At 72.1% G+C, this 25,808-nt stretch carries 16 protein-coding genes; 7 read left to right on the forward strand and 9 right to left on the reverse strand.

The genetic code is table 11. The annotated features are described in order from the left end of the window. The first annotated feature begins 260 nt into the window (after positions 1-260). On the forward strand, positions 261-1,271 hold the full coding sequence (locus AB0883_RS22395; RefSeq protein ID WP_366643122.1) for a hypothetical protein: 1,011 nt from the start codon (positions 261-263) through the stop codon (positions 1,269-1,271). A 6-nt stretch (positions 1,272-1,277) separates the two neighbouring features. On the opposite strand, the gene AB0883_RS22400 is transcribed toward AB0883_RS22395, so the two are convergent. Continuing rightward, the gene (locus tag AB0883_RS22400) at positions 1,278-2,132 is read right to left on the reverse strand and encodes a hypothetical protein (RefSeq protein ID WP_366643124.1); all 855 of its coding nucleotides are present in this window, start codon (positions 2,130-2,132) and stop codon (positions 1,278-1,280) included. A 121-nt stretch (positions 2,133-2,253) separates the two neighbouring features. Then, positions 2,254-2,622: a hypothetical protein gene (locus AB0883_RS22405; protein ID WP_366643125.1), complete on the reverse strand. Its 369-nt coding sequence runs from the start codon at positions 2,620-2,622 to the stop codon at positions 2,254-2,256. A gap of 331 nt (positions 2,623-2,953) precedes the next feature. Here AB0883_RS22405 and AB0883_RS22410 point away from each other — a divergent pair, with 331 nt between their 5' ends. Continuing rightward, positions 2,954-3,553 (forward strand): hypothetical protein, encoded by a 600-nt coding sequence (locus tag AB0883_RS22410; protein ID WP_366643126.1) that lies wholly within the window; start codon positions 2,954-2,956, stop codon positions 3,551-3,553. 11 nt (positions 3,554-3,564) lie between these two features. Beyond that, a complete protein-coding gene (locus AB0883_RS22415) occupies positions 3,565-4,248 on the forward strand; it encodes a hypothetical protein (protein ID WP_366643128.1) in 684 nt (227 codons plus the stop codon). A 77-nt stretch (positions 4,249-4,325) separates the two neighbouring features. On the opposite strand, the gene AB0883_RS22420 is transcribed toward AB0883_RS22415, so the two are convergent. Together AB0883_RS22420 and AB0883_RS22425 are read right to left on the reverse strand one after the other, a co-directional pair. After that, on the reverse strand, positions 4,326-5,516 hold the full coding sequence (locus AB0883_RS22420; protein WP_366643130.1) for a hypothetical protein: 1,191 nt from the start codon (positions 5,514-5,516) through the stop codon (positions 4,326-4,328). A 28-nt stretch (positions 5,517-5,544) separates the two neighbouring features. Continuing rightward, positions 5,545-7,533, reverse strand: a complete 1,989-nt coding sequence (locus AB0883_RS22425; RefSeq protein ID WP_366643131.1) for a DUF262 domain-containing protein — start codon at positions 7,531-7,533, stop codon at positions 5,545-5,547. 305 nt (positions 7,534-7,838) lie between these two features. Between AB0883_RS22425 and AB0883_RS22430 the strand changes: the two genes are divergently transcribed. From AB0883_RS22430 to AB0883_RS22445, 4 genes are read left to right on the forward strand one after another with little or no spacing between them, the layout of a single operon-like run. Beyond that, positions 7,839-11,534, forward strand: coding sequence for a hypothetical protein (locus AB0883_RS22430; protein ID WP_366643132.1), 3,696 nt, complete (start codon positions 7,839-7,841; stop codon positions 11,532-11,534). Continuing rightward, entirely contained in the window at positions 11,531-14,266 is a 2,736-nt protein-coding gene (pglZ, locus tag AB0883_RS22435) for a BREX-2 system phosphatase PglZ (protein ID WP_366643133.1), read from the forward strand. Before AB0883_RS22430 ends, pglZ begins: the two co-directional genes overlap by 4 nt. Then, positions 14,263-15,576: a BREX system ATP-binding protein BrxD gene (brxD, locus tag AB0883_RS22440; protein ID WP_366643134.1), complete on the forward strand. Its 1,314-nt coding sequence runs from the start codon at positions 14,263-14,265 to the stop codon at positions 15,574-15,576. The genes pglZ and brxD overlap by 4 nt, the downstream gene beginning before the upstream one ends. A 14-nt stretch (positions 15,577-15,590) precedes the next feature. Further along, positions 15,591-17,720: a DEAD/DEAH box helicase gene (locus AB0883_RS22445; protein WP_366643135.1), complete on the forward strand. Its 2,130-nt coding sequence runs from the start codon at positions 15,591-15,593 to the stop codon at positions 17,718-17,720. A gap of 25 nt (positions 17,721-17,745) precedes the next feature. On the opposite strand, the gene AB0883_RS22450 is transcribed toward AB0883_RS22445, so the two are convergent. The 5 genes from AB0883_RS22450 to AB0883_RS22470 form a co-directional block, all read right to left on the reverse strand. Further along, positions 17,746-18,498: an HD domain-containing protein gene (locus AB0883_RS22450; protein WP_366643137.1), complete on the reverse strand. Its 753-nt coding sequence runs from the start codon at positions 18,496-18,498 to the stop codon at positions 17,746-17,748. A 95-nt stretch (positions 18,499-18,593) separates the two neighbouring features. Continuing rightward, positions 18,594-22,760 carry a SpoIIE family protein phosphatase gene (locus tag AB0883_RS22455; RefSeq protein WP_366643138.1) on the reverse strand — a complete coding sequence of 1,389 codons (4,167 nt, stop codon included), beginning with the start codon at positions 22,758-22,760 and terminating at the stop codon, positions 18,594-18,596. A gap of 149 nt (positions 22,761-22,909) precedes the next feature. Next, positions 22,910-23,839 carry an AraC family transcriptional regulator gene (locus AB0883_RS22460; RefSeq protein WP_366643139.1) on the reverse strand — a complete coding sequence of 310 codons (930 nt, stop codon included), beginning with the start codon at positions 23,837-23,839 and terminating at the stop codon, positions 22,910-22,912. Positions 23,840-23,963: 124 nt separating this feature from the next. Beyond that, positions 23,964-24,665: a phospholipase gene (locus tag AB0883_RS22465; protein WP_366643140.1), complete on the reverse strand. Its 702-nt coding sequence runs from the start codon at positions 24,663-24,665 to the stop codon at positions 23,964-23,966. A 128-nt stretch (positions 24,666-24,793) separates the two neighbouring features. Beyond that, positions 24,794-25,780, reverse strand: coding sequence for a LacI family DNA-binding transcriptional regulator (locus AB0883_RS22470; RefSeq protein ID WP_366643141.1), 987 nt, complete (start codon positions 25,778-25,780; stop codon positions 24,794-24,796). Positions 25,781-25,808: the final 28 nt, after the last annotated feature.

Raw genomic sequence — 25,808 nt, forward strand, 5'->3', positions numbered from 1 at the left:
GCCGCTGCTTCGGCAGTTCATCGACATCCCGGAGCGACCGTGATCGTCGCGCGAGCAGGAGGATGGTTGGGCTGCCGACCGGCTGTCGCCGCTGGTCGCGGGCCTGCGCGAGATCCTCCCTCGTACGCCAGTGGCACGGCGAGTTCGACCCGCAGTGGAGCGCCTCTCCGGCGGACATCTACGCCGGCCCACCGAAGGCCACCCGTGGTCGCAACGCGAAGGCATGACCGACTGACCACCGTCGAGCGTAGGGGATGACCATGGCACGTCGGCCGCGTCCGCTGGTGCTGTTCCTGGCTGTCGTCCTCGTCGGCGTCGCCGGCGGGGTGGGTGCCCGGCTCCTGCGCGAGAGGCAGCAATCCGAACTGCTGCCCGTACGGGTGGTCGTCACGTCCTCCGCCGCCGAGATCTCGGCGGCGGGGGAGCGGGACGGAAGGTGCGTCGAGGCGGCGGCGCTCGGCGAGTGCCTGCCGGTCGTACGGGTGATGCAGGAGCCGGGCGAACCCCTGCGGGCCCTCACGCTGACCGGGGTGATCTCGCCGGGTGTGTCCCTGCTCTACTGGGGTTGCCGTGAGGGGGCCGGTGTTCCGGTCTGCACGGCGCAGCTTCCGCAGCCTGCGGGTGCCATCGTCTGTGTCACCACGTCCAGCGAGCGTGACCTGCAGGCACGCGCGGCGTGCAGGGAGATGAGCGGTGCCGCCCCCACCCCCGCTCCTGCTGCCCGCACCGAGGTGGTCCAGTTCGTGCCGGTCACCCGGGACGGTCAACCGGCTCCGGGCTACCAGGTCACCGAGATCGACGGGCAGCGGCCGGACAGGTGTTCTCCCGCCTATTCGGCGACCGCGCCGGACATCGTTTCGTGCCTGCCGTTCGTGCTCGGCGCACACGCCTGCTGGGTCGAGCCGGACCGCACCAAGCTGCTCTGCGGTAGGCCGGGCGACAACCAGTTGATCCGGTACGAGATGCGGCAACCCGTGGCCGATGCCGCCCCGCGGGCAGAGGAGAAGCGGGAACCGCTGCTGATCGAGCTACGGGACGGCACCAAGTGCACCATGCGGTGGGGCGGCCCGCACCCGCCGCTGCCGGGCGTGCTCACCGCCCGGTACTACTGCGGCGAGCGCGGCATCCTCGTGCAGGCGCCGGACGACCCGCTGATCTCCCGCACGGACCCGTACTGGACGGTGGGTATCCTCAACCCCCGCGACGGCGGCGACGCCGCAGCAGTGAAGCCCTACGAGGTCGCGCTCGTGCACTACGCGGGGCGGCCGTGAGGCGGCTCACCCGTCCACCTTGATGAGGGAGTTCCCGGTCTTCGGGTCACGGCCGTATGTCACGCCGTACTTCGACACCGCGCGCCAACCGACGGTCTGGAACGGCTTACCCGACCCCAGGTCCACGACCAGGGTCTCCCGGCGGCCGTCCTGGGTGACCTCCAGCACGATTTCCCACTCGTAGCGGATTGGCCGGCGGGTCGCGCCGACCAGCTCGAAGACCAGCGGTTCTCCCTCCGCGGCGAACCGGTTCTCCACATCGGTGAACACCTGACCGGTCGGTGTGCCGTCCCGGTCGGCCGTCAGGGCATCCTTACGCGGGGAGTCCAGGTCGAAGTAGACCACGTCGACCGGCCCGCCACCGTCCCGCGGGATCACCAGCCGCGTTCCGGACGGCGCCGGCTGTTCCGCCCGAATCCGGGCCCGCACAGATTCGATGTGCACCGGCTGCTTCCGGTTCCCGGTCAAAGTCAGCCGGTAACGCGACACGGAGACGCAATCCTGGGCGCAGATCTGGCTCACCCGCGTGCCGCCGAGCTGGGCAAGGCGCCGGTCCTTCTCCGCCAGGCGTTCTTCGAGGCTCTGACCGGGTGCCGATGGGGCATAGATGAAGGAGAACGACGTCATGGGCAGCACGGTCGGGAACACCCACGTGGTGCCGTCGTCGGCCTCGTGGAACGCCTCGCGGACGCTGACGTGGAACGGCGGTTCCCCCTGAACCAGCGGGTCGCTCGCCTTGTCCTCCTCCTGCTTGTTGATGGGCGCGCACGCATAGGTCAGGGTGCCAGCGGCGAACACACCGAGCAACGTGATCGCGAGAGTGTTGATGTTCTGCCGCCGGGGGGACACCTCACCTGTCATGCTGCTCCGACCTCCCTGCGGGGAACTGCGGCTCATCCCGCCCTGTCAGCGGCTGGTGCCCGATTGTCGGTGTCAGACGGTGGCGAAACTGTCGCCAGTTCGACACCTGACGTCGGGACGGTCACCTCGTGCGTGCGCCGAGCATCATTCCCAGCACGATCGTGCGGCGGCGCTCGATCTCGTCGATGGGGACCCCGTGGACTTCGGCGATCGAGAGCGCGAAAAGAGCGCTCAGCTCGAGAGATGAGAGAGCCTCGCCGGCCGACAGTGCCAGTGCGACGTCCGTGCCGACGCCGGGCGCCGCCGCGGCTCCGCCAACCGCGGCACCCGTCCCGGTCAGGGCGCTGACGTACATCCGCTCCAGATTGCGGATCACCTCTGCTGGAGTCGCCTCTGACTTCCGCTGGCGGGCCCGGGCGATGTTCTTGCGTACCAGTGGACTCTGGACGGCGATTGCCTTATCCAGGAGGGTCGAGGACTCGCTGGCCACGTACGGCTGCCTCCGGAACCGGTCCGTCGAGGGCATCTGTGGCCATACCTTGAACTCCTTATGTCGCCTCGTCCCGGCTGAGCTTCTTCAATTCGCCACCCAGGCGAACGTGCGCTGATCGCCGAACGGTGGACGCCGTACTGGCTGACGAGTTTGTTGATCGAGGTGCCTGGGCGTGGGAGGCTGGACCGTCATCCACATAGGATGCTGTTGCGATTCATTCGCGTCGGCGGCGGTGTGTGACTGCTTGCGCGATGTGCCGACCAATGGCCACGGGTAAATCACCCCCGACAGGGCCGGTGCTCCCACCGGGAGAGGAGGCGACTGCGACATGGCGAAGCCAGGCGGAGTGTTCTGTGTGGAGGGTCAGTGGCACGACGACCTTGAGGAACGAGGATCGGTGCTGCCGACCCTCGAACTGCTCGAACGGCTTGGCGCGCTTCGCTACATCCACCGGGATACGGCCACACCGCAAGAACTGCGGTACTTCCTCGAACGCTGGCTGTCGAAGAAGTACGCGGCCTATGAAGTCGGGTTCTTCGCGCTGCACGGCGCGCCGACCCAGCTGCAACTCTCCGACGCTCATTCGGTGGGGCTGGCCGAGATCGCCAGCTGGGTGTCCGGGCGATGTGAGGGCAAGCGGCTCTACTTCGGGAGCTGCTCGTCCCTGCGGGCGTCCGACACCACGCTGGCCGAGTTCCTTCGCGAGACAAGGGCGTCGATGATCTGCGGTTTCACCAAGAACATCGACTGGATCGAGTCCGCCGCGTTCGAGACGGTGGTCCTGAACCGGCTCGTCAACAGCGGCCGGGCCCACGGGCTGGAGCAACTGATGAAGTCCGAGCGGTGGGCTCCACTGGCTCGACACCTCGGGTTCCGGGTGGTGTACCGCAACGGGGTCTCGTGGGAGAGCGCCACTTCGCGCCGATGAAAGGAGGGGCAGTGGATTCGGAGTGCCGGTCGGCCGACGCGGAGAGACTCGCCACCACAGTGCTTGAGACGATCGGCCCGCCCGGCAGTTGGCGATCGGCGCCGTCCGGCTACCCCGACAGCCTTGCGCTGTGCGTGCTCGACGCCATCTGGTCGATCGGGGTGCGGTACAGCGCCGTGGAGAACGTGGTGCGCCGCTACCGGCAGGCGCGCCGCGCCGAAGGCGGTGACGCGGACCGAGACACAGCATCGGACCTGCTTCGATTCATCGACCTGCTGGGTGGAGCGGACGAGTTCGCTTTGCGGGTAGGGAATCGACAGCGGGTGTCGACGCACGCGGGGGCGGTACGAAAGGCCGATGCGGTCCGCCGGGCAGCCCAAGCCCTGCACGAGACCGGGGCGGAGACCGTGTCGGATCTCCGGGCTGTCGCAGCCGGGCCGAACGCAGCTCGGCTCAAAGACGTGTGGCTGGCGCTACCGGGGCAGAGCTCTGGCCTCTCCTGGCACTACCTGCTCATGCTGGCCGGTCTGCCGGGAGTCAAGCCGGACCGGATGGTCTGTCGATTCGTGGCACGGGCGCTCGAGCGCGAGCGCGTCCCACCGGCGGAGGCCGCCTGCCTCGTCAAGCGCGCCGCGGTGCTCCTCGACGTGTCACCCACGGCGCTCGACCACGAAATCTGGCGACACGAACGCTGAGGGTCCGGCGCCATGCACGCTCCGCTTCCCCGGAATCGAGTCGCTCGAACCCGGTGAATGGTGGCGGTGCCACCGTCTCACGGAGCGCCGGGCTCGGGCGTGTCGAGGACGACCAGGATCGCGGCAGCCACCTGCTCGATGTAGTCAATCGTCTGGGTGGCACCGGCCCCGTCGATCGGGCGCTTCCGGCTGGTGTCCTCCGGGTCCTCGTCGTACTCGTGGGCGATCTTGTGGCGGCGCTGCACGATCTGCCGGAGCTGGTGCTGCACGTCCTTGCCCGTGAAGGAGACCCCGTCGTCGCTCTGCTGCGTCAGCACCAGCGCTACCCGGTCCCAGAGGCCCTTCACGTCGTGGACGAGAGCGAAGCCTTCGCGGATCTTGTCAGGGTTCTGGTACACGAGGTGGCCCTGGTCCCGGAGCTGCTGATCGAGGGCCTCCACCAGCGTCTTCGTGCCGAGTGTGACCTGCTCGACCAGGCCAAGCGAAATCTGGTACGCCGCGAATGCCTTCGGCTTCTGGACCGTCGGCCGCGCGGCCAGTCTGAGCATCCGCGCCCTGATCTCCTGCCGTACCCAGTGGTCGAGCGCGGCGACGCTCTGCACCCAGGCTGCCCGGAAGACGTCCGAGACCTCGAACGCCCCCACTTTGAGCTGGTCGAGGTGCTGGCCGGCGGTAGCAAGGCTGCGTGCGTAGTTCAGGTTGCGTTGCAGGTTGACGAACGGCGCGGAGCTGTCGTCATGGCCGGGTGGACCGGCGGTGACGGTCTCGTCCGAGAGCGCCGTCACCGGCGTGCTGTAGCCGAGAAGGCGCTCGAGTCGCTCGACGCTGTCTGCCTGGTTGATCCGGAACACGGTCGTCAGCGACGGCAGGGCGAGCACCTCTCGCTCCACCGAAGCCCGAGGGACATCGGTGCGTGACCAGCGCACAGCCCGCGCGTGGCGGATGTCCGAGGGCAGGTCGGTCCGGTACTCGTAGGGACCGGTCACCCGGCCGACAGCGACGTCAGGGCTGGTCCGTCGCAGGAACAGCACGATGTCGCCCTCGGACATCATCGAACGGAACGCGACCAGTTGGATCGCGTAGTTATCCACCGCGCGCTGCTCGACCGCCGGATAGGCGGCCCGGACCCGCGCGTGGATGGCGGTGCGGGTGGTGGCCTCCGTGAGGTCTCCCGCCGCGGACCAGCCGACCGCGATCAAGTTCTTGTCGAGGGCGAGTGCGTCGTAGCTGTCGTCACGGCCGGCCCGCACGATCCATGCCTTCGTCATCAGGCCTCCTTCTGAGTGCGGGTTCTGGTCAGTCCGTGCTGGTGATCGGGAACTTGATGGGCTCGCTGTCCCACTGCTTCGCCTCGATCGTGGGCGATGCGGAGAGAGGCTGGGACGTCTCAAGCTCCCGGTCGAAGACCGTCCGCCACTCCTCCGGCGTGCCGGTGACCAGGAACGGGCCGATCTGCACCTGCAGCGAATCCTCGATCATTTCCACCGGGACGGACGCGCCGGCGATCGTCACGTCGCTGTCGATGCCCGCGATGCGCGCGGACTCGATGGCGCTGTCCAACTCGGCCATGCTGGCCCATCCAGCCCAGGAGATGCCGTCGCCGGACGCCGTGAAGACGATCCGGCCGCCGTCGCGGACGCTGCCGTAGAGCGCCAGGTCGAGCGCCAGGCCGGCACTCGGATCGGCGTTCTCGATGGGTACCTCGTCGAGGAAGGACGGCCGGAAGCGGTCCAGGAGCGCGTTCATGGCTTCCGCCAGGAGAGACCGACGCGTGTTCAGGAACCGCTGGTAGCCGTTCGGATCCTGCAGCGACTCGTCAAGCGGCACGAGGTGGGCCCGCAGGTCGTCCTCGTCCAGCTCGGGGAAGTACTCTGCCGGGCTCCGACCGTTGATCTTCTTGTTGGCCTGGGCGGAGATGAACACCAGATTGGCGAGGTCGTTGATCATGCCCTTGTCGAACCGGCGGTCGTCGAGGGTCGCCGGCGGGTGCACGTGGTGGTGCTCGAGCTTCGGCGCGTCCTCCGTGTCGCGAAGGATGTCAATTCCGTACCACCAGTCGCGGGCATTCCGGGCCAGGGCCACGAGTAGGCTGAGGAAGAAGTAGGGGCTCTCCTTCGTCCGACCCCGCAACGCACGCTCGGTGACCTCGGCGCGGGAGTTCTCGACGTTGAGGCCCTCAAGCAGCGCGCGGACCGGATCCGCCTGCCGCGCGGCGCGGATGTCCTGGCTCAGCCTGGTGTCGGTGGAGCCGCTGTAGCGGGTCCGGATGGTGGCGAGCAGAAGCCAGTAGACGATCCCGTTCGACGTTTCCTGGTCAACGGTGTCCTCGGTGCGCTCACCGAGGAGCACCACCAACGGGATCAGCACGATCATCGAGGGCAGCGGGTCCGATCGGGTCAGCTTGAGGTGCGTCTGCAGCAGCGGAATCAACCGGCGCAGGCCGCGCTTGACCACCTCCCAACCTCGCTCAAGCTCCGTGTCGCCGGTCTGCCGCAGCTTGCTGTGGGACCACACCGACAGACCTCGGCCCAGGACGACACCTGCCAGGGCCCGGGACAGGAAGTTGACGTCGATGTGCCCGTAGCCATGGCGTAGCCAGTGCTCCGACTCGCTCTGGAGCTTGGTCAGCACCCCAGTCCACCGTGTCGACAGGGTCGCCATCGCCAGGTCGAGGGTGCCGAGACGACGACCGCCGCTGTTGACCCGGACGAAGATCTCCGCGACCTCCTCGTACGGGAAGCCCTTGAGGACCTCCATGACGAACCGTCGGTTGCGCAGCTCCTTGATCTTGCCGAGTCGGTCTTCGATCTCGTGGTCCTCAAGGGTGGAACCCGCGTCGAGGAGTCGCTGGGTCAGGCGCAGCATGCTTGCCTTCGGATCGAGCACGTCCGCCACCTTGACCCATTTCGGGTCGCGCTGAGTGGCTGCGCTCTGGTTCTGGAACTTCTGGTTCTCCACGTGGAAGACGACCTGGGCCTCAGGGTGATCACTGAACACCCGGTGTAGCGACGTGAGGCGTTGCTGACCGTCGAGAAGGAAGAGCGGCGGCTTCGACGGCGGCCGGTCCGGTCCGTTGACGGACAACTCCCGGGTCTCCGGGGCTTCGTCGGTTTCCCAGAACAGGAGTGAGCCGAACGGGTAGCCCCGGTAGATCGAATCCATCAGCTTGGCGACCTGTGTCGGCTTCCAGACATATTCGCGCTGGATCTCGGGAAGCAGGATCTCGGCCTCTGAGATCTCGTCGATCAGTTTCCCGATGGACCGTTCAATCCTGTCGACGTGCATCAACCAACCTCTTCGTTGCCGCTGGTGTCCGGGAATGCCGAGCCAGGCCCGTGCACAAACCACAGGCGCGCCGCAAGTCGGCCCCCGCTAGCGGGCCAGGGAATGGGTGCGACGCGGTGAGCCCGACTGATGTCCTACCGTGCCATGTATGGGGCTGTCTACCCCATGATCGGCCGTTCGTGGCCGCCGTGCGTCGACTGGGCCGAATATTCCGGTTACGCGGGGCCCGGCCATCGAGGCGATCCTCGTGTTTTCGGCACGCGCCTGTTCCGACCTGGCCGGCGCAGATCGGTACGGTATGCGGCATGTCTTCGCCCACCCCCGCGCCGCTGCTCCGGGAGTTCATCGACATCCCGGAGCGCACGAGCACGAGCGACTTCGTGCTCAAGCTCGCCGACAGTGTCGCCGACGCCGATGCCACCCTCCGCGACTACGTGGTCACGGATCGGCTGCTCGGCAACTTCGACGAGGCGCTCGGGTTGATCCGCTCCGCGGTCGAGGGGCACGCCTCGAAGGCCGCCTACCTGCACGGCTCCTTCGGCTCCGGTAAGTCGCACTTCATGGCGGTGCTGCACGCGCTGCTGCGCGGCGAGTCCGTCGCTCGGGGGCGGGACGAGTTCGCTCCGCTGGTCGCGAAGCACAGCGTCTGGCTCGACGGCCGCAAGTTCCTGCTGGTGCCGTACCACCTGCTCGACGCCCGGTCTCTGGAGCAGCGGGTGCTCGGCGGCTACGTTGACCGGGTCCGCGTGCTGCACCCCGAGGCGCCCATTCCGGCGGTGCACCGCACCGACGCGCTGCTCGACCAGGCCGCCTCGCTGCGGGAGAAGATCGGCGACAGGCAGTTCATCGACGGCCTGCCCGGCGGGAACGTCGAGGACGAGTGGGGCGAGAGCGAGACCTTCTGGACGCCCGAGCGGCTCGACCAGGCGTTCGCCGGCGCGTACAACGACGAGCTGCGCCGCAAGCTGGTCAATGACCTGCTGACGAGCTGGAACAAGGGCTTCTTCAGCAACGCCCGCGAGGACGCCGAGGCGTTCGTCTCGCTCGACCGGGGCCTGACCGAGATCAGCCGGCACGCCAAGGAACTCGGCTACCACGGGCTGATCCTCTTCCTCGACGAGCTGATCCTCTGGCTGGCCAACTCGATCGGCGACCAGCAGTTCGTCTCCCGCGAGATCCAGAAGATCACCAACTTCGTCGAGGGCGGCGACACCCGCCGGCCCATCCCGGTGATCAGCTTCATCGCCCGGCAGCGCGACCTGCGCGAGCTCGTCGGCGAAGAGGTGACGGGCGCCAACGAGCTGAGCTACCAGGACACCCTCAACCTTGCCAGCGGCCGCTTCGACGTGATCAAGCTGGAGGACCGCAACCTCCCGGAGATCGCCCGCCGCCGGCTGCTCAAGCCCCGCGACACCACGGCCGGCGAGGCCATCGCCCGGGCCTTCGACGCCACCACGAAGGTACGCAGGGAGGTCTTCGACACCCTGCTCGGCACCGACTCGGGCAGCGGCGCCGACATCGACGCCTTCCGGTCGACGTACCCGTTCAGCCCGGCGTTCCTCTCCACGCTCGTGCACGTCTCCAGCGCGCTGCAGCGCTCCCGCACCGCGCTGAAGCTGATGCGCCAGCTGCTGGTCGACCGCCGCGACACGCTGCGCCTCGGGCAGCTCGTGCCGCTCGGCGACCTCTACGACGTGATCAGCAGCGGCGGCGACCAGCCCTTCACCGAGAAGCTCAAGGCCGAGTTCGAGATGGCCCAGAAGCTCTACGACCTGAAGCTGCGCCCCTACCTCCTCGGCCAGTACGACCTCACCGACGACGACCTCGACGCGGCCCGTCGCGGTGACCCGCAGCCCGCCGAGACGGTGGGCCGGGTCCGGGCCTTCACTGGCGACGACCGGCTGGTCAAGACGCTGCTACTGGCGGCCCTCGCGCCCAGCGTGCCGGCGCTGCGGAACCTCACCGCCCGGCGGCTGTCCGCGCTCAACCACGGCAGCATCACCAGCCCGATTCCCGGCGGCGAGGTCGCACAGGTCAGCCGCAAGCTCGCCGACTGGGCCGGCCGGTTCGCCGAGATCCGCATCGGCGAGGGCGACGACCCGGTGGTCTCACTGGAGTTGGTCGGCGTCGACGTCGACAGCGTGCTGGCCACCGCCAAGCACTACGACAACGAGGGCGCCCGCAAGCATCTCGTGCAGCGGCTGCTCTGGCAGCAGCTCGGCGTGCCGTGGAGCGACTCGTTCTTCGCCGAGGCGGGGCTCACCTGGCGGGGGAGCCGCCGCGTGATCGAGCTGGTCTACGGCAACGTGCGCGACCCGCACGACATCCGGGACGAGGCGTTCCACCCGAACGATCCCACCGGCTGGCGCATGATCATCGACTATCCGTTCGACGACGGCAGCCACGGGCCGGCCGACGACCGGCAGCGGGTGCAGGAGCTGACCAGCCGGACGACCTCCCAGACGGTCTGCTGGATCCCGGCGGCGCTGACTGTCGAGCGCCGCACCGACCTGGGCAAGCTCGCCATCATCGACAAACTGCTCGAAGGCCAGCGCTTCGACAGCCATGCCGAACACCTCAACCCCGACGACCGGCGCCGCGCGCAGGCCGCGTTGACCAACCAACGCAGCGCGCTGATCGCCAAGATCCAGGCCGTGCTGCGGCAGGCGTACGGGCTGGCCACCAAGCAGCCCACCGACGTGCAGCTCGGATTCGACGACCACCTGCAGTCGCTCACCCGTGCCCTCGAACCGAAGCTGCCGATGGGCGCCACCTTCAACGACGCGCTGCGCAGCCTCGGCGACCAGATGCTCAGCCAGCAGTTCCCCGCCCACCCGGACTTCGATCCCGACCGCAAGGGCGAGGCCGTACGCCTGCCCGAGGTCAAGGTCGTCCTCGACCACGTTCGGCAGGCGGTCGAGTCGCCCGAGGGTCGGGTCGAGGTGGACCGGGCCCACCGGCAGACGCTGCGCCGGATCGCCAACCCGCTCGGGCTCGGGACCATGCACGAGGCGGCGTTCGTCATCGAAGGGCAGTGGGCCCAGCACTTCCACCACAGGGCCGCCGCAGAGGGCATCACGGGCGAGCTGCGGGTTGCCGACCTGCTGCGTTGGATCGACCAGCCGCAGGCTCGCGGCCTCGACCCGATCGTGGCGCAACTCGTCGTCGCCGCCTTCGCCGAGCAGACCGACCGCGCGTTCCACCACCACGGCAGTCCGCTTGTCCCGGCGCCCGACCTGGGCCGGATCTCCGCCGACCACACCCTGCGCGAGGAGCGCCTGCCCGGCCAGGAGGAGTGGGACATCGCCCGCGCCCACGCCGCGGCCATCTTCGGGTTCCAGCCGATCGCGTTGCGGCGGGGCCGACTCGTGGCGATGTTCGGTCGTGACCTGATGACCCAGGCGAACCGCTACCGCGAAGCGGCGCACGGGCTCGTCGCCCGGCTCGAACAACACGCCAGGTGGCTGGGCATCGATACGGAGTCGACCGGTGGCCGGCTCGGCACCGCCCGTGTCGCCGCCGATTTGCTGGAAGGGCTCACCGGCTCGCGTTCGGCCGTGGAGACCGTGGAGCGCCTCGCCCGTGCCGAACTCGGCGGTCCGGCCGACCGGACCGGGAAGAGCATCAAGAGCGCGGACCAGGTGTCCGCCGATCTTGCCGCCGCCTCCTGGGACAACTTCGAGATCATCAGCGGTCTCGGCGGCACCTGGGCCGCCGAGGCGACGGCGATCCTCACCGAACTGCGCCGGGTCGGCCAGGCCGACGAGTTGACCGCTCCGCTGTCGCCGGCCCTGCGCCGGGCGCAGTCCGACGCGGTGGCGTTGATCCGCAGGGCCACCAAACCAGTTCCGCCACCGCCCCCGCCGCCCCCGCCTCCGCCGGCGGCCGGCAAGGCTCTCATCGTCGGTGGGCAGTTGGAGGATGCAACCGCCAAGCTGCAGCAGTACGTGACGAACCACCCGGGCGCTACGATCGAGGTGAGCTGGAGAATCGTCTCGTGACCCAGGCACCCGCCCCCGCCCAGGCGCTGCGGATCAGCCCGGTGGCGTTGCGCCAGAAGGTGGCGCAGCAGCTCGAGCGGCACCGCAACGGCGACGCGTACCCGGTGGTGGTGGTGCGCGCCGAACCCGCATGGCCGCACGACCCGACGATGCTGTTGCCCGACGGCCGTCGGGCCCGGATCGAGCCGTGCGTCTCGCCGCTCGCCGTCTGGGAGCACCTTGTCGCCGACCGCGGCGACGAGGTGCTGGTGCTGCTCACCGACATTCCGGAGTCCGTGCTGCACCACGGCGTCCGCAGCCGGATCTTCCGGGAGCGGGTGCACACTGTCGAGCCATGGGACCTCGTCGTGGACGCCTTCGGCGCGCAGTTGCCGGACCCTGCTCTGGAGCGGGAGTCGTGGGCCGGCGTGGCGTTGCTCGACGCGATGCCGACGGCGGGCTGGCCGAAGCTCGCGACCCTCGTGCTGACCCGCGACGTCGCGCTGCGGCACCTGGCCGCCGTGCGCCTGGGCCTCGACCGGCGGGGCGAGAACCCGGACGACCTCGACGTGGCCACCCTGCTGCGGTGGAGCGCCCAGCCTGGCGCGGTGGAGGCCTATGGGCTGCTGCGCGAGGAGGAGCAGGCCGGGCTGTCCCGCTGGCTCGTGGAGCAGTTCGGCCGGCCGGCGAAGGCCCTGTTCGCGCTGACCGCTGCCGGGCGAGGCCAGGAGGCACTGCCCCTCGGCCTCGTCTGCGACGCGTTGTGGAGTATCGAGAGCGCCGACGCGGTACGTGCCCAGGGCCGGGTCGACCAGTACTTCGGCAGCCTCAACGACGACGCGACGGTGCGAGGATTCGCTGAGGCGACCGTGCAGGTGGTGACGGGTCTGCTCGTCGCCCCGAAAGCGGACGTACGACGGCAGGGGCAAGCCGTGCTCGACCGCGCCGAGGAACTGCTCGTCCAGTTCAACGCGGCCGGCAGCGCCGGGCACAGTCCGATCCTGCGTACCGGCTTCAACCAGCGGATCGGCATCGCGGCCCGGGCCCTGCTCGCCGGTCTGCACAACGCGGCGGACACCGCGCTGGAGCGGGCGGTCGAACACCTCGCCGAGCACCGGCTGGCAGCGGCGGAGACGGAGCGAATCACGCGGATCCGGATGGCGCAGCGCCTCGTGTGCTGGCTCGGCACGGACGTGATGCCACCCGAGAGCGTCGCGGACGGAGTGGATCGGCAGATCGACGAGTGGGGCTGGGCCGACCTGGCGCTCAACCACGTCTGGGCCGGCGAGGACGCTCACCCGGAGTTGCAGCAGGCGTTCCGGCAGATCCACGATCGCGCGCAGGCGCGCCGCCGTGAGCTCGACGGCGCCTTCGCCCGGCGCCTCGGCGCCTGGGCGACCGCCGGGCCGGGCAACGACGGCGGACTGCTCACTGTGGAGAACCTCCTCCCGCGCGTCGTCGAGCCGCTGATCCGCGCCGACCGGCCGGTACTGCTCGTCGTCCTCGACGGCATGAGCGCCGCCGTCGCGGTGCAGCTCGCCGACGAGCTGTCCCAGCACTGGGTCGAGTACGACCCGCTGGCCCGAGCCGGCGCGGGACGCCGCCGTGGCGTCGTGGCGGCGCTGCCCACACTGACCGCTGTCTCCCGGACCTCGCTCTTCGCCGGCGCGCTGCGTAGCGGCAACCAGGAACACGAGAAGAAGCTCTTCGCCGAGGGCCGTTGGGGCAAGGGCTCGCGGATCTTCCACAAGGGTCCGGCCCGGGGCGGCGCGGGCGAGGTGTTCGCCGGCGAGTTGGCGGCGGCGGTCGCGGGCCCGGCTCCCGTGGTCGCCGTGGTGATCAACACCGTGGACGAGTCGCTGGCGCACGGTCGGGAGGGCGGCGAGGCCGGATGGCAGCTCGACGACGTCGGGTTCCTGCGCAGCCTGCTCGACCAGGCGCGGTCCTCCGGCCGCGCGATCGTCGTCACCAGCGACCACGGGCACGTCCTGGAACGCGGGGGCCAGCACGTCAAGGCCACCGACGCCGCCTCCGCCCGCCATCGGACCGGCCCGGGCCCGACCGCGCCGGGCGAGATCGAGCTGACCGGCCCGCGCGTGGTCGCGGATGGCAAGCGGATCATCGCGTTGTGGGACCCGCTGCTGCGCTACCGGCCCAGCAAGGCGGGCTACCACGGTGGCGCCTCGCTCGCCGAGGTCACCATTCCGCTGCTGGCCTTCCTGCTGCCGAACGTCGCCGAGCCGCCGGCCGGTTGGGCACCCGTCGAGGCTCGTCGGCCCGAGTGGTGGCAGGCGACCGCCACCGCACCGGCCGCCGCGCCCGTGACGTCGGCACCCGTGCCCAAGCCGCGCCGGAAGGCACCGGCCGTCACCGGGGACGCGCTGTTCGACGTACCGGAGGCGACGGCCGCGACCGCGGCGGTGCCGGCCGGCGACGGGGATCTGGTGGCGGTCCTGCTCGCCTCGGAGTTGTTCAAGGCTCAGCACAGCCTGACGCCGCGTCGGGTGGACGAGCGGAAGATCGAGGCGGCGCTGCGCGCGCTGGTCGACGCGAAGGGCGTGCTGCCGGTGGCGGTGCTCGCGCAACGTGCCGGTGAGGCACCGGTACGTGCGGGAGGATTCGTCACCACGCTGCAGCGCATCCTGAACGTCGACAACTATCCCGTCCTCTCGCAGATCGACGACAACCGGACCGTTCGGCTGGATCTGGCGCTGTTGCGGGAGCAGTTCGGGCTGCCAGGGGCGAAACCGTGACCACGGTCAGTCCGGCCCGCCGCCGGGAGGTCATCGACGCCCTGCGGCGAGGTGCCGTGCCGTCTGCCGGCCTGGACCTCTTCGCGGTGGGACTCGACCGGTTCGGCACCGCGGTTGGTGAGGACCTCGACACCGTCGCCGCCGGTGGCTCCGTCTTCAAGGCCGTCCGAGGCGAGTACGGCTCCGGCAAGACGTTCTTCACGCGGTGGATCGCCGAACGCGCCCGGCGGGCCAACCTCGCGGCGGCGGAGGTGCAGGTCTCCGAGAACGAAACCCCGCTGCACCGGCTGGAGACGGCTTATCGCCGGCTGACGGAGCGGCTGAGCACCTCGACGTTCCCGCCGAGCGCGCTGCGGCCGGTCGTCGACGGCTGGTTCTACGCTCTCGAGGAGGACGTCCTCGCTGCCGGCGAGGTCGCGCCCGACGACGTCGACGCCCTCGACCGGGCGGTAGCCGCGCTGCTCGACCAGCGGCTCGCCGCCGTCAGCCGGAGCGCCCCCGCCTTCGCCGCCGCCCTGCGTGGCTACCGGCGCGCCACCCTCGACGGAGATCCGGCCACGGCTGACGCGGTGCTCGCCTGGCTCGGGGGTCAGCCACACGTCGCCGCGGCCGCCCGCCGGGTCGCCGGCGTCAAGGGGGACCTCGACCACTTCGCCGCGCTGAGCTTCCTGCAAGGGCTGCTCGCCGTGCTGCGCGACAGCGGCCATCCCGGCCTGCTGCTCGTGCTCGACGAGGTGGAGACACTGCAACGCGTCCGCTCGGACGCCCGGGACAAGGCCCTCAACGCGCTGCGGCAGCTCATCGACGAGGTGCACTCGGGACGGTTCCCCGGGCTGTATCTGATCATCACCGGCACCCCGGCCTTCTACGAGGGACCGCAGGGCGTGCAGCGGCTCGCGCCACTGGCACAGCGGCTCGCCGTCGACTTCGCCACCGACGCCCGGTTCGACAACCCGCGCGCCGTGCAGATCCGGCTGCCCGGCTTCACCGTCGACTCCCTGATCGAGCTCGGCGGACGGGTCCGCGACCTGTACGCGCACGGGTCGGCGGCCCCGGACCGGGTGCGCCACCTCGTCGACGACGGGTACCTCGGCGACCTGGCACGTGCGGTCGCCGGCGGACTGGGTGGCAAGGTGGGGGTTGCCCCGCGCCTGTTCCTCAAGAAGCTGGTGGGGGAGGTGCTCGACCGGGTGGACCAGTTCCCCGAGTTCGACCCCCGGCAGCACTACGCGCCGACCCTGACCACCACCGAGATGACCGACGTCGAGCGCAACGCGAGCAGCGCCGACGCGGTCGCGCTCGAACTGTAGGAACGCCGGCCGCGATGACGAGTGGTGCCGAGCTGCTGCATCCGGTCGTGCTGCACCACGTGGTCAACACGCTGCAGTGGCCGGCGCTGCGGCCGTTGCAGGACGCCGCCGTGGGGCCGCTCCTGGCCGGTGAGGACGCCCTGCTCCTCGCGCCCACCGCCGGCGGCAAGACCGAGGCGGCGGTGTTCCCGCTGCTGTCCCGGATGGCGCAGGAGAACTGGTCGGGCACCTCCGTGCTCTACGTGTGCCCGCTGAAAGCCCTGCTCAATAACCTCCTGCCCCGACTCGAGACCTACACCGGCTGGCTGGGCCGTCGTGCCGCGCTCTGGCACGGCGACGTGACGATGGGACGGCGCCGCACGATCCTTCGTGAGCGTCCCGACGTCCTGCTCACCACGCCCGAATCCCTGGAGTCGATGCTGGTCAGCACCGCCGTGGACCACGACGAGTTCTTCGGGCAGCTCCGGGCGATCGTGGTCGACGAGGTGCACGCGTTCGCGGGGGACGACCGGGGCTGGCACCTGCTAGCCGTCCTGGAACGCCTCTCCCGGGTGGCGGGTCGCCCGGTGCAACGGGTCGGTCTGTCCGCGACGGTGGGAAATCCCGACGAGCTGCTGGGCTGGCTGCAGGGTGCCGGCCGTGACCGGCGTCCGGCGCGTGTGGTGGCACCGGGCATCGGCACGGCTGGCGTCACGACAGCGGCATCGTCCCCCGCCGGTGAGATCGAGTTGGACTACGTCGGATCTGTGCACAATGCGGCCAAGGTGATCGCGGCCCTGCACCGGGGCGAGAAGCGGCTGGTGTTCTGCGACTCCCGCGCGCTGGTCGAGGAACTCGGCCAGCGGCTGCGGGCGCTCGATGTGACGACGTTCCTCTCCCACGCCTCACTCTCGGTCGACGAGCGCCAGCGGGCCGAGGAGGCGTTCGCGCAGGAGCGGGACTGCGTGATCGTGGCCACCAGCACGCTCGAGCTGGGCATCGACGTGGGGGACCTGGACCGGGTCATCCAGATCGACGCCCCTCGTACCGTCGCCGCCTTTCTGCAGCGGATCGGCCGGACCGGGCGGCGGCCCGGCAGCAGCCGGAACTGCCTCTTCCTGACACTCGACGGGGAAGGGCTGCTGCACGCCGCCGGTCTGCTGCACCTCTGGTCCCAGGGCTGGGTCGAGGCGGTCGTGCCGCCGCCGGAGCCACGGCACATCGTGGCCCAGCAGATGCTGGCTCTGTCGCTCCAGCGGCACCGCGTCGGCGACCAGATGTGGCCGGGGGAGTGGAACGGCCTGGCACCCTTCGACAGGAGCGCCGAGGTGATCGTGCGGCACCTCGTCGACCACGGCTACCTCGACGTCGACTCCGGGATGTTCTTCATCGGGCCGGAGGCGGAGCTACGGTTCGGTCGACGGCACTTCATGGACATGCTGGCGGTGTTCACCGCCCCACCGCAGTTCACCGTGCTCTCCGGTCGCACCGAGATCGGCCGGACCGATCCGGCGCTGCTCACCGCGAAGGTCCAAGGCCCTCGACTGTTGCTGCTCGCCGGGCGGAGTTGGCGGGTCACCTACATCGACTGGAAGCGGCGGCGCTGCTTCGTGGAGCCCGCCGAAGGCGGCGGCAAGGCGCTCTGGATGACCGGTGGTTCCCCACAGGGGCTGTCGTACCGGATGGTCCGGGCGATGCGCGACGTGCTCCTCGGCGCCGATCCGCCGGTCGCCCTCACCGGGCGGGCCAGCACCAGGCTCGCCCAGTTGCGGGAGGAAGCCACGCCCCTCGTCCATCCCGGCGGCACGGTGGTCGCCCGCGACGGCGACGGCGAGACGAAGTGGTGGACGTGGGCCGGGTTCCGGGCCAACGCCACCCTGATCGCCACCCTCAGCGAGATCGCCGACCCGACCCAGCGGCACGACGACGCCTCGGTCCGGCTGCGACCCGACGTTGACCGGGACACCGTGCTGGCGGCCATGGCCGACGCCGCCGAGCGGCTCTGTCTTCCGGACATCAGTGAGAAGGCCCTCGCCGGGCTCAAGTTCAGCGCCGCACTGCCCGAAAGGCTGGCGGTGGCGACCCTGGCCGCGCGGCTGGCCGACCTGCCGGCGGCGCGTGCGGTGCTCGCCGAACCGACCCGGACCGTGCACCTGTCGGGCTGATCCGGCCGGCGAGTGGAGGACTCCGTCAGTTCGGGTGGGGTGGTTCGTCGAGGATGGCGCTGAAGCGCTCCTCGGCCAGGTCGAGCTGGCCGAGGATGTGCTCCTTGACCGGCGCCGACAGGGGAGTGTCCGGCCGGGTGACGAGGTCGCGGTAGACCGGCACGAGCGGGCGGTACTTGCGCGCCGACGAGGTCACCTTCGGCCCGACGGTGTGGATGACGCCCACCCCGTTGTCCGTGAAGTCGGAGATCTTGATGACCCGTGCCCACGGCTCCCGGTCCAGGCTGGCCGCCACGTGCTCCCGGTACTGGACGTGCTTGTCCCGCCCCGGGTCGTACGCCGGATTGGTGACCGCGCCGACCAGGCGGGCCACCCGCGGGCCGAACCGGTGCGCGAGCACGGCCAGGGCGGTGGCGGTGGCGTCCCCGCCGTCGTGCGCCCCGGAAGATTCGCCGGAGGCCGTGGCGGCCAGCTCGTCGGGGTGGTCCTCCACCGCGTCGTGCAGCAGGCCGGCGACGATCACGTCGACGTCGCGGACCTGGTAGTGGTGCATCATCCGGATCGCCACCCGCAGCAGGTGGTTCAGGTAGGGCTCGCGTACCCGCCGGTCGTCGCGGTGCAGCTCGGCGGCCAGGTCGAGGGCCTCGGTGAGCCGTTCCCGGGCGGCCTCGTCGAACGCGCGCAGCTCCAGCCGGAACCGGGCCAGCAGGCCGGGCTCGCCGTGGATCTCGGTGATCGCGTGCATCGGCATGCTGGCCAGGTAGGCGGGAAACTCCATCCGCCACTTATAGCCGATCTTCACCGTGCCGGGCGCCCCTGGCGTCGGCCACCCGACGCCGGCACCCCGGGCGGCGCCGCCGCGACGGCAGCCGGTCAGGTGCCGGAGACGCGCTTGACCAGGCGTACGGTGGTGCCGTCGGCGCTGCCGGCGACGGCGGCCTCGTCCATCAACCGGGCCATGATCAGCCGGCCACGGCCGCGCTCGTCGTCGTCGGGGGTCGCCTCCCGCCATCCGCCGGTGTCGCTGACCACCACCTCCAGCCGGTCGGCGCGCAGCCGCCCCCGGACGGTGACCGAGGCGTCCGGGGCGAACCGGTAGCCGTGCTCGATCGCGTTGGCGCACGCCTCGCCGGCCGCGATCAGCACCGCGTCGACGTCGGTCTCGCCGATGCCGAGGCCGGTCAGCCACTCCCGCAGCGCCTCCCGCGTCGGCGCGAGCTGTCCCGGGTCGGCGGTCAGCGCCGCGGCGAAGACCGCCGGCTCCCGGTGCCGGTAGACCAGCACCGCCACGTCGTCGTTGCGGGTGTCGGGCAGCAGGTCCCGGACCATCCGGTCGGCCAGCGCGCCCTCGGGCAGCTCGCGGCCCTGGGTGAGCGCGGCGACCGCCCGGGAGATGCCGGCGTCGATCAGTTCCCGCCGCCGCTCGATCAGCCCGTCGGTGTAGAGCAGCAGCGTCGAACCGGGCCGCAGCTGCGCCCCGGCCTCGGGCCGGCCGGGCACCGCGACGCTGGCCAGCGGCACCGAGCCGGCGCGGGTCAGCAGGTCGGCGGAGCCGTCCGGGTGCACCAGGATGCCCGGCGGGTGGCCCGCCGAGGAGTAGCGGAGCACGCCCAGCGAGCGGTCGATGATGGCGCAGAAGACGGTGGTGCAGGCGCCGCCGGGCACCATCCGGGCGAAGTCGTCCAGCGCGCAGAGCACCTCGGCGGGGCTCTTGGCCTGGAGGAGCAGGGCGCGCGAGGCGCTGCGCAGCTGGCCCATCACGGTGGCGGCGGGCAGGCCCCGCCCCACCACGTCGCCCACGACCACGCCGACGAGGTCGCCGGGGAGCTGGACCACGTCGTACCAGTCGCCGCCCACCTCCAGCGGCGCCACCGCCGGCTGGTAGCGGGTCGCGAACCCGGCCGGCAGGTCGACCGGGCCGAGCATCGCCCGCTGCATGGCCAGGGCCACCGTCCGCTGGGTCTCGAAGGCCCGCGCGCGGACCAGCGCCTGGGCCAGCGCCGCGCAGAGCTGCCGCACGAGCGGCCGGTCCACCGACTGCACCGACCGGGGCGGGTCCAGCTCCAGCCACACCCCGCCGGGTGCCCCGCCCGGCTCGATGCGCGCCCCGAGCGCGGTCACCCGGCCCGCGCCGTCGACGACCAACTGCGGCTCGCCCTCCGCGGCCAGCCCGTCGAGCGCCCGCTGCACCCGCCCGGTCAGGCTCACGCCCTGGGTCACCACCAGCGGCGTGCCGGCGGCGTCGGCGCAGACCGCCAGGCCGCGGGTGCCGTCCAGCAAGGTGCACAGCTCGGACAGGCCGGCGTCGAGCACCTCGGCCACGTCGGTGGCGCGGGCGAGGCGGCCGGAGAGCGCGGCCAGGGCCGACTGCCGCGCGGCGGCGCGGACCTCGGCGGTCACGTCGCGCAGCGTGGCGACGTAGAGGCGGCGGCCGGTACGCGGCTCCCGCAGCGAGTTGTAGACCGCCTCGGCCCAGATCCGCTGCCCGTCGGCGTGCCGCAGCGGCAGGGTGACCCGCCCCCGGTCCGAGCCCCGCGCGGCGCACAGCACGTCGATGAGCAGGCGCCGGTCGGCGGGCGCGGCGTCGGCCTCCGGCCACCACGGGTGCGGCGGCGCGACCGGCGCCGCCAGCCGGGCGGCGCCGACGAGGCGGCAGAACGCCTCGTTCGCCTCGACCAGCGCGCCGTCGGCGTCGACCACGGCGAACGCGTCCTGCAACGACTCGATCAGCGCCGCCCGCCAGGTCGCCTCCTCGTTGCGCAACCGCGCCAGCTCCAGGTGCGCGCCCACCCGGGCCAGCAGTTCCTCGGAGGAGAACGGCTTGGCCAGGTAGTCGTCGGCCCCGGTCCGCAGCCCCTCCACCGCCGCCTCCTCGCCGGCGCGGGCGGAGAGCACGATGATCGGCAGCGCGGTGGTACGCCGGTCGGCGCGCAGCGCCCGGACCAGCCCGAAGCCGTCCAGGCGGGGCATCATCACGTCGGTCAGCACCAGGTCGGGCACCCGCTCGGCGATCCGGTCGAGCGCCTCCCGCCCGTCGGCCGCGACGACCACCCGGTGGTGCGGTGCGAGCAGGCTCGCGAGGAACGCGCGCAGGTCGGCGTTGTCGTCCACCACCAGCACCGTCGCGGCGTCCCGGGCGTCGTCGCCGGTCGCCTTCGCGTGGGCGGGCGCGGCCTCCGGCAGCCAGTGCAGGGCCTCGGCGACGTACGCCTCGTGGGCCCGCTCGCGGTGCCTCGTCGCGGCGGTGGGCCGGCCGTACGGCAGGCGGACGGTGAACGTCGAGCCCTCGCCCTCGACCGAGCGCACGCTGACCGCGCCGCCGTGCAGCTGGACCATCTCCTGCACCAGCGCCAACCCGATGCCGGTGCCCTCCTGCGACCGTCCGGCGGCACCCTTCACCCGATGGAAGCGGCGGAACAACAGCGGCTGCTGGTCGGCGGGGACGCCGACGCCGGTGTCGTCGACGGTCAGCGTGACGTGCTCGCCGTCGCCCCGCAGCCGCAGCCGCACCGCGCCGGCCAGGGTGTACTTGAGGGCGTTGGAGAGCAGGTTGACGACCACCTTCTCCCACATGTCGCGGTCCACGTACGCGGTGCGCGGCAGCGCCTCGACGTCGACCCGGTAGGCCAGCCCGGCCTGGCGCATCGCGTACGCGAACGACTCGGCGACCCCGGCGGTGAGCGCCGGAAGGTCGGTCTCCACCCGTTCCGGGTCCAGCCGGCCGCTCTCCAGGCGGGCGAAGTCGAGCATGTCGTTGACCAGTTTGCGCAGCCGGCCGGTGTTGCGGTGCACCAGCTCCAGGCGTTCGCGCTGGCCCGGCGGGAGCGGCTCGCGCCGGTCGGCGAGGCTCTCCCGCACCGGGCCGGCGATCAGCGTCAGCGGGGTGCGCAGCTCGTGGCTGACGTCGGTGAAGAACTCCGTCTTCGCCGCGTCCAGCTCGGCCAGCGCCGCGGCCCGGCGGCGCTGCGCCTCGTACGCCAGCACGTCGCTCAGCGCCGTCGAGACCCGGTTGGCCACCAGGTCGAGGAACCCGCGGTACGCCTCGTCCAGTTCCCGGAAGGGGCTGATGCCGGCGACCAGCACGCCGGCCGGGCGGGCCTGCCCGGTCGCCAGCAGGGGCAGCACCACCACCTCGTCCACCGGCACCCCGACGACCGCCCCGGCTCCGGCACGGGGGTCGCCGGGCAGTGCCACTGCCCGGACCCGCGCGGGGCTTCCGGTCCGCGCCACCTCGGCGATCTGTGCCAGCCACCCCGCCCCCGCGGCGATGTCGTGGGCCACGCCGACCGAGGCGGCCAGCACCAGACCGTCCGCGTCGGAGCCTCGGCTGCCGGCCGGTCCGGGGCCGGTCGGGTCGCTGCCGTCGCCCGGCGGCGCGCCCTCCGGGCGCAAGTAGATCATGGCGGCGGGCAGGTCGGTCGGGCTGCCGGTGAGGACCCGGGCCGCCGCCCGGGCGGCGTCGCGGGTGGTGTCCGCCGCCGCGATGGAGATGGAACCCAGCTCGCGCAGCGTCTCCAGCCGCCGGTCACCCAGCACCCGGGCGGTGACATCGGTGGTGGCCACGAAGACACCGAGGACCTGGCCGTGCCCGGCGCGCACCGGGCTGTAGGAGAAGGTCCAGTACGTCTCCTCCAGGTAGCCGTGCCGGTTGAGCAGGAGCAGTTGGTTCTCCGCGTAGGTGGCGCCCCGGCCGGCGAGCACCTGGTCGGTGAGCGGGCCCAGCTCGGTCCAGACCTCCGCCCAGCACTGTGCGCCCGGCTGGCCGACCGCGGCCGGGTACTTGTCGCCGAGCACCGGGGTGTACGCGTGGTTGAAGATCTGCACCAGCTCCGTGCCCCACCACAGCAGCATCGGGATCTTCGACGGCAGCACGGTGCGTACCGCCGCGCGCAGCTCCGGCGGCCAGTTCTCCACCGGACCCAGGGCGGTGGCCGCCCAGTCGGTGGCCCGGTGCGCGGCGCTGGTCGCGTCGTCGCCGGCGAAGAGATCGTCGACGGCCGCCCCGGCGCCCGCCGGTCCGACGCGTTGCTTCGAATCCACGTCCCGGCCCCCTGTCCCCGCGCTGGTCCCCGGGTCGCAAGCAGCCGCCGTGCCTGCCCCTCATCGTCCCGCCGGGGTCACTTTCCCCAACCGGCCACGCGCGAACCGTCCATCGACGTGACCCGACCCGCACCCGACCGGGCGCGCGGTCAGCGGGCGAGCCGGTGGTCGCGGGGGCTGACGCCGTGGACCCGACGGAACGCGCTGCTCAGCGCGAAGGGGCTGCCGTAGCCCACCTCGCGGGCGACCGCGCCCAGCGTGGCGTCGGGCTCGCGGAGCAGGTCGGCGGCGAGCGCCAGCCGCCACCCGGTCAGGAACGTCATCGGCGGCTCGCCGACCAGCTCCGTGAAGCGGCGGGCCAGCGCCGCCCGGGAGACGCCCACCTCGGCGGCGAGGGCGGCGACGGTCCAGGGCCGGGCGGGATCGTCGCGCAGCAGCCGCAGCGCCGGGCCGACGACCGGGTCGGCGGCGGCGACGTACCAGGCGGGCGCGGCGCCGGGGCGGGCGAACCACGTCCGCAGCGCGGCGATCAGCACCAGGTCGAGCAGCCGGTCGAGGACGATCTCCTGGCCGGGCGCGTCCCGGGCGACCTCGTCGGCGAGCAGGGACACCAGCGGGCCGCTGCGGTCCTCGCCGCCGACCACCAGCAGGGGCGGCAGGGCGGTCAGCAGCCGCCGGCCCAGTTCGCCGGGCAGCTGGTAGGTGCCCGTCAGCAGCACCGTGGAGCCGTCCGCGCCCGTGCCCCAGGTGCGTACGCCCAGCGTCATCGCCTCGGCCAGGGGCTCGCCCCGCAGCGTGGTGCACCGCTGCCCGGGGTGGACGACGACCTGCGGCGCGGTGGCCGGGTCGTCGGCCACGAGATAGCCGTCCGGTCCCCGCAGCACCGCCACGTCGCCCGGCCCGAGCGCGGCCGGCGCGCCGTCGTCGGGGACCACCCACGCCGTGCCGTGGACCAGGGCCACCACGGTCAGCGGGGCGCGGTCCTCGATCCGCAGCGCGAACGGCGGATCGAGCAACGACCGGAGCAGGAAGGCGCCCCGGGCCCGGGGCCCGTCCAGCATCCCGCTCAGCGGATCCACGCCCGGATCCTAGCCACGTCCCGCCGTCGCCCCGTCGATCATGCAGTCGTGGTGCCCCACGAAAGCCGCTTACCGCCCCGTACCGGCCACCGGAACTGCATGATCGACGGGAGCGGGGTGAGGGTCAGGTGGTCAGCCAGGTGGTGGCGCGGGTGCGGATGGGCGGGGGGATCTCGTGCAGGCCCGGGAACTCGTCGTAGGTGACGTCGTAGCCGAGGGAGCGCAGGCGGGGGACCAGGCGGCGGCTGCACACGTCCACCGGCAGGACCGGGTCCCGCGCGCCGTGCGAGACGTAGACCCGGGGCCGGCCGTGGGTGACCAGCGGCGCGGCGAAACCGGGGGAGAAGGCCACCACCGCGTCGACCAGGTCGCCGTTGGTCAAACCCAGGGAGAGGGCGTACGAGGCGCCGTCGGAGAACCCGCCGAACGCCACCCGGGCCACGGGGTAGCCGGCGAAGACCGTGGCCAGCAGGCCGTCGATGCGCCGTACGTCCGTCCCGAAGCCCTCGCCGCCGATCAGGTCCCAGCTGCTCGCCACCGACTGCGGGGCGACCAGCAGCAGGCGGTGCGCGTCGGCGACCGGCAGCAGCAGGTCCAGCCCCTGCCGGGCCGAACCGCCGGCGCCGTGCAGGAGCAGCACCAGCCGGTACGGCGGACCGTCGACCGGCTCCGGGGCGTACACCATCGCCAGCGCGGCACCCCGCGGGTCGGTCAGCGACGCCAGCCCGGCGGCGGCCGGGGCGGTCGGCGGCGCCGGACGCGCGGCGAGCCGGCCGTGCCGGAAGTTCTCCTCCGGCTGCCGGTGCGGCGGCGCGGGCTCGGCCACGGGATCACCGCTCCTCGTCCTGGGCGGGCATGCGCCGGCGGTTACCCGCCAACCCGACGCTCAATCCCCCCGCCGCGACCCGCCACGGACGCGGCCGGCGAGCGGCGCGGCCCCGGCCGGGGGCCGGCTCATCCGCTCACCCGGCGGACCAGCCGGGACGGGAACATCGTCGCCGGCGGCACCGGTCGCCCGTCCAGTACGGCCGTGGCCGCCGCCGTGGCGATCTGCGTCACCGGATGCGTCGCCGTGGTCAGCGCGGGGGTGGTCATCGCGGCGAGCGGGATGTCGTCGAAGCCGGTGACGGCGACGTCCCCGGGCACCTGGACGCCGTCGCCGCGCAGCCGGTCGATCACCCCGAGCGCGGTCGCGTCGCTGCTGCCGACGATCGCGTCCGTGTCCGGCCAGCGTTCCAGCACCTCCCGGGCCGCCACCCGGCCGCGGTCCGCGCTGAAGTCCCCCGGCACCAGCCGCTCCGGCAGGGCGGCGTCACGCACGATCCGCCGGTACGCGCCGACGGACCGGCCGGCGCAGGTCAGCCAGCGGGGCCCGGTCACCATGGCGATGCGGCGGCGCCCGGAGGCGTAAAGGTGCCGGACGACGGCCTCGGTGCCGCCGCCGTTGTCCACGTCGAAGGCCGGTACGAGGGCGGAGCCGATGCCGATCGAGGCCACCCGGCCGCGCAGCCTCGCCGGGACCGCGTCCAGCACCGCCTCGGTGGTGTTGATCAGGACGACCCCGCCGACGCCGCGGTCCTCGGCCAGCCGGCGCACCTCGCCCGGCGCCCGGGTGGGCAGCCAGTGCAGCCCCACCCCGAGCCCGTGCGGCGTGCAGACCCGGGCGCAGGCGCCGAGCACCCGGTGGACGTACGGGTCGTCGAGGACCGTCGCGGTGGTGCCGGTCACCGCGACCACCAGCCGGACCCCGGTGCCGCGGACCAGCGCGCGGGCGGCCGGGTTCGGCGCGTAGCCGAGCCGGTCGGCGGCGACGTTCACCCGCTCGCGCGCGGCGGGGGAGGCGTAGCCGGTGCCGGCGATCACCCGCGAGGCGGTGGCCCGGGAGACCCCCGCCACCCGGGCGACGTCCTCCAGGGTCGGTGGTCGGTGTGTCGTCGTCATCCCGGTCCTCCCCGTGCTCGGCCGTCGC

The organism is Micromonospora sp. NPDC047812 (genome assembly GCF_040704175.1).
In the GTDB taxonomy this organism is placed as follows: Bacteria; Actinomycetota; Actinomycetes; order Mycobacteriales; family Micromonosporaceae; genus Micromonospora.

Excerpts from the sequence above, each read along its gene's own strand:
- AB0883_RS22445 (WP_366643135.1), top strand. The coding sequence starts at position 15,591 with ATGACGAGTGGTGCCGAGCTGCTGCATCCGGTCGTGCTGCACCACGTG.
- AB0883_RS22410 (WP_366643126.1), top strand. The coding sequence starts at position 2,954 with ATGGCGAAGCCAGGCGGAGTGTTCTGTGTGGAGGGTCAGTGGCACGAC.
- AB0883_RS22400 (WP_366643124.1), bottom strand. The coding sequence starts at position 2,132 with ATGACAGGTGAGGTGTCCCCCCGGCGGCAGAACATCAACACTCTCGCG.
- AB0883_RS22470 (WP_366643141.1), bottom strand. The coding sequence starts at position 25,780 with ATGACGACGACACACCGACCACCGACCCTGGAGGACGTCGCCCGGGTG.
- AB0883_RS22450 (WP_366643137.1), bottom strand. The coding sequence starts at position 18,498 with ATGGAGTTTCCCGCCTACCTGGCCAGCATGCCGATGCACGCGATCACC.
- AB0883_RS22425 (WP_366643131.1), bottom strand. The coding sequence starts at position 7,533 with ATGCACGTCGACAGGATTGAACGGTCCATCGGGAAACTGATCGACGAG.
- AB0883_RS22420 (WP_366643130.1), bottom strand. The coding sequence starts at position 5,516 with ATGACGAAGGCATGGATCGTGCGGGCCGGCCGTGACGACAGCTACGAC.
- AB0883_RS22395 (WP_366643122.1), top strand. The coding sequence starts at position 261 with ATGGCACGTCGGCCGCGTCCGCTGGTGCTGTTCCTGGCTGTCGTCCTC.
- AB0883_RS22430 (WP_366643132.1), top strand. The coding sequence starts at position 7,839 with ATGTCTTCGCCCACCCCCGCGCCGCTGCTCCGGGAGTTCATCGACATC.